Here is a 3,925-nt window from a genome sequence, read left to right on the forward strand (position 1 = left end):
CTTTTTTCCACCTTATGGATAATCAACAGGCGTGGTTTTAGATAAAATAATGTATCTCTAAGCTATAAAAAAGGGCAGTATTCAAAATTGAATACTGCTCTCTCTTTATTATCTTATAGAAGCTTTTTTACTTTCTCATCGTTGCTGATAAGAGTAGGAGTAGACCTTTTCTCCTCTTCGTCATCGCTTGTAAGATTTTGCGCCGTAGATTTAAGTTTTTTATTTTTACTCTTCTTCTTTCTTGCCCTTTAAGATTTTAAAGATGTTTTTTGCATTGTCAGTATTATCAATGAGTCCTGAGAACATTTCCTTTCCTGGACCGTACGCATATACAGGAACATCTTCACCCGTATGGCCGCCAGTTGTCCAGCCTGCATTGGAACGAACATCAAAAATCACTTTAATTGCATTACTTATTTTACCTTGATCTTTTGAAACTGCTGCATCTTTTACTGATTGAATTTCTTTATCAGTCAATTGCAATGTAATATATTTTTTTAGTGTTTCTTCTACATTAGCACCTGCAACGATTTCATGAGAGATAAAATCAGGCGTACGTTTGGCTGCTTTGATAGGATTCGCATCAAAATTATACTTTCCATTTGCTCCAACAGACAATCCTCCCGTCGAATGGTCAGCTGTAGCAATAACTAATGTATGTCCATCCTTCTTAGCAAAATCAATAGCAGCCTTAAAGGCTTTCTCAAAATCCTGCATTTCACTCATTGCACCGACTATATCGTTGTCATGTCCGGCCCAGTCAATCTGACTTCCTTCTACCATAAGGAAGAAACCGTCTTTATTCTTACTTAAACGATTAATCGCAGCGTTTGTCATCTCCTCTAAAGAGGGTGTTTTCTCGGTACGGTCAATCGCTTTATCTAAACCACCAGGGGCAAACAATCCAAGAATTTGATTATTATTATCCTTTAGCAGTCCTTCTCGGTCGGTTACATAACTGTATCCATCCTTTTTAAATTGCTCGACTATATTCCGGTCTTTGCGCACAAAATTGTTCGTGCCACCACCGAGTAGAACATCAACCTTATGTTTTCCGCTAATCATTTTATCATAATAATCATCTGCAATCGCATCCATATTTTTACGGCTAATATTATGCGCACCAAATGCAGCAGGAGTAGCATGTGTAATTTCTGAGGTAGCAACTAAACCCGTTGATTTTCCTACTTCTTTCGCTTGCTCTAAGACAGTTTTAACTTCTGCATGATCATTGTCAACAGCGATCGCTGCATTATATGTTTTTACCCCAGCGGACATAGCCGTAGCAGCCGACGCTGAATCCGTAATGTTTTCATGTTCGTCCTCTGGATATGTCATTTGGGTACCAACAAGATATTTATCAAATTCCGTTTTTTCCATTATCGGAGTTGATGGATCATCTTTTAAGTAGCGATAGGCTGTCGTGTACGATTGACCCATACCATCACCAATTAAGAAAATAACATTTTTTACTTTTCCCTTATCTTCGTCTTGTTCTGCTTTTGCAGGATTCGGTGTTATTGCTGATGCTATAGCAGTAGCAGCTAAAGATGTAACAACAGCGAATGGTAAGATTTTTTTGGATAGTTTGCTAATCATGTTAGCCTCCCCTATTTTTTATTTCTTAATTAATTTAAATAATCGATAACTAATTCATACATAGAAAAGTTTAATAGGTTTATATATAGTGGGGATTATGTTTTTGTAAATAAAACGTTAAAAAACTAACCAAAAACAACATCATTAAAACATACATTTTTAGGGATCACGTCACAATGCCATCAAGTTAAAGCTTTTCGTCATCACTAAAATCTTGTAAATTTTCATCAAAAAAATAAACGCAAGCGAGCGCTTACGTTCATTTCCATAGATAGGTATCAATACTTAGTAAAAATCATCTGCCCTGTATGTGCCTCGATAAAACGAAGTTCACCCGGCAATGAAGGAAAATCTGGAGCATACACCAATTGATAATAACTTTCCCCATTCTCTTCGTATTCCTTTGACCATTGAAGCTTTAAATCGAACGCAGAATGAAACAACTCCATAGCTTGTTCGCGGGAAATTTTCGGTACTGCATTTACAGATCGGAGTTGCTGGGGTTCGATATCAGGCCCTATATAGCGTTCAATGTACCCATTTGTCCGATTTACAGAAATAGATGCGAACCCGGAGCGAAGAGGGACACCTGCATGCACAATCCGAAAGGTGAACAGCACACACGTTTCTTCTTGGTGTGTTTCCTCCGCCCTTTTTAGTAGTTGAAAAAAAGCACCTGCCTGTGGGAAAAGCGTATAAAGAAACTGAAGCGCTTTTTTTCTGCATTCTTCATCGCTTAACGATAACTCTCCTGTTCTTTTCTCAAACCATATAAAGCTATGCAGATGCCCTGTTTCTTTATCCACCCTCGCCTTTACCGTATTCTCGGTTCTTTCTTTAAAGAAACTATCGATACTTCTATCGGGTATTTCTCTCGCCTCGTTTGCCCGCCAAACGATCCCAAGCGCCTCTCCTAAATCGGATTCACGGATTTTCCGATATGCGGGAGTTAGACCTATTAGCGTTTCTACACTCGCTGATTCCCGCTTAGCAATCTCGCTTGCGGCCATAGGAGGTAACGGCATATATTCATCCGTTTTCCCCTCTTCATATACGTGCGCCTTCAGCTTTTTGTGTTCTGCCGGATAAGCAGGCAAAGGAGCGAATTCATATACTAAATGAACCTTTCCATCCGCGGGCTCATATATTTCTTCTATAATGCTCTCAATAGTGAGCGTAATCTCTAATTGTTCGAGATATTGTCTTTTTACTTCTTCCTTATCCGCCAATACTTGCGGTTGTATCACACGCTCAGCATATCCATAATAATGGAAGGATTGAATGCTTCCATCCCGCTCTACACCTACGGTAAATCCTGTCATTGAAAGCGGCAAATCCATTGCTTTCTGCACATAAGAAAAGCGATATACATCTCCTTGTTCCTTTATCGGTTCAGCTACAAATGTATGAGCCGCCTTCGGATAGTGCTCTTCTACAAAACGAAGCCCTTCTTGTCTCAATTGTTCGACAGATAAAGACGAACCCGTGGTACTTCTCTGTATACTTCTGGTAAAATCGATAAGCTTTTCATCAGCGTCCAACTCAATCCAGATGTACTCTTCCTCATCGGCAGGATTTTTCCATGAAAATACCGCGCGACCTCCTTGAGCTTCTTCTGCATAATCTTCTATAAACAGCTCATAGAAATCTGGAATAGGAAATAATGAAAGGGCTTTGTTCTTCAGATGCTGCTTCATCGCATATAACTTCCTTTCCACCTTGGATTCTTTCGGCTCTGCAAGGGACTGCTGCAAAAGGCGCAACGCATGGTGCACCCGTGTTTTTACTGTACCCAGTGGACATCGCAGCATATCGGCGATTTGCTGCAATGTAAAGTCTTGGAAATATTTCAATACAATCACTCGACGATACTTATCTTCAAGCTTCCCAAGTGCCTCCTGTATGTATAAACGTTCATCATACAATATATTTTCGCTCTGTATATGATGCTGTACAGCCTTCTCACTAACAACCACTCTTTTTTTCTTCTTCAGTAGAGCAAGTGCATAATGAAACAGAATGGAGCGTAGCCAAGCCGCAAAGCGTTCCGGTTCACGAAGCTTATGTATCGATACGTAGGCCCGAAAAATCGTTTCCTGAACGATTTCGTCCGCATCATGCTTATTAGCAGCATAGTATTGGGCGTTGCGCCAAAGCATATCCCTATACCGATCGATCAATACTACAAACGCTTCACCATCTCCTTCTCTGATTTGCACTAACAATTCTGTATCCGTCATCTGCTCCCCTCCTTCCTACATAAATATAGAGTATGGAAGCAAACATTTGGTTTGTGAACTACCCACCACTTAAAACCTGACGATTT

General features: G+C 39.9%; 2 protein-coding genes. Both read right to left on the bottom strand.

The genetic code is table 11. From position 1 onward, the window contains the following. Positions 1-225 precede the first annotated feature (225 nt). On the bottom strand, positions 226-1,596 hold the full coding sequence (locus HMPREF0083_RS26020) for an alkaline phosphatase (RefSeq protein ID WP_040305271.1): 1,371 nt from the start codon (positions 1,594-1,596) through the stop codon (positions 226-228). A 281-nt stretch (positions 1,597-1,877) separates the two neighbouring features. Further along, the gene (locus tag HMPREF0083_RS26025; protein WP_021625003.1) at positions 1,878-3,839 is read right to left on the bottom strand and encodes a sigma-70 family RNA polymerase sigma factor; all 1,962 of its coding nucleotides are present in this window, start codon (positions 3,837-3,839) and stop codon (positions 1,878-1,880) included. Positions 3,840-3,925: the final 86 nt, after the last annotated feature.

It is taken from the genome of Aneurinibacillus aneurinilyticus ATCC 12856, from assembly GCF_000466385.1.
GTDB lineage: Bacteria > Bacillota > Bacilli > Aneurinibacillales > Aneurinibacillaceae > Aneurinibacillus > Aneurinibacillus aneurinilyticus.

Excerpts from the sequence above, each read along its gene's own strand:
- HMPREF0083_RS26025 (WP_021625003.1), bottom strand. The coding sequence starts at position 3,839 with ATGACGGATACAGAATTGTTAGTGCAAATCAGAGAAGGAGATGGTGAA.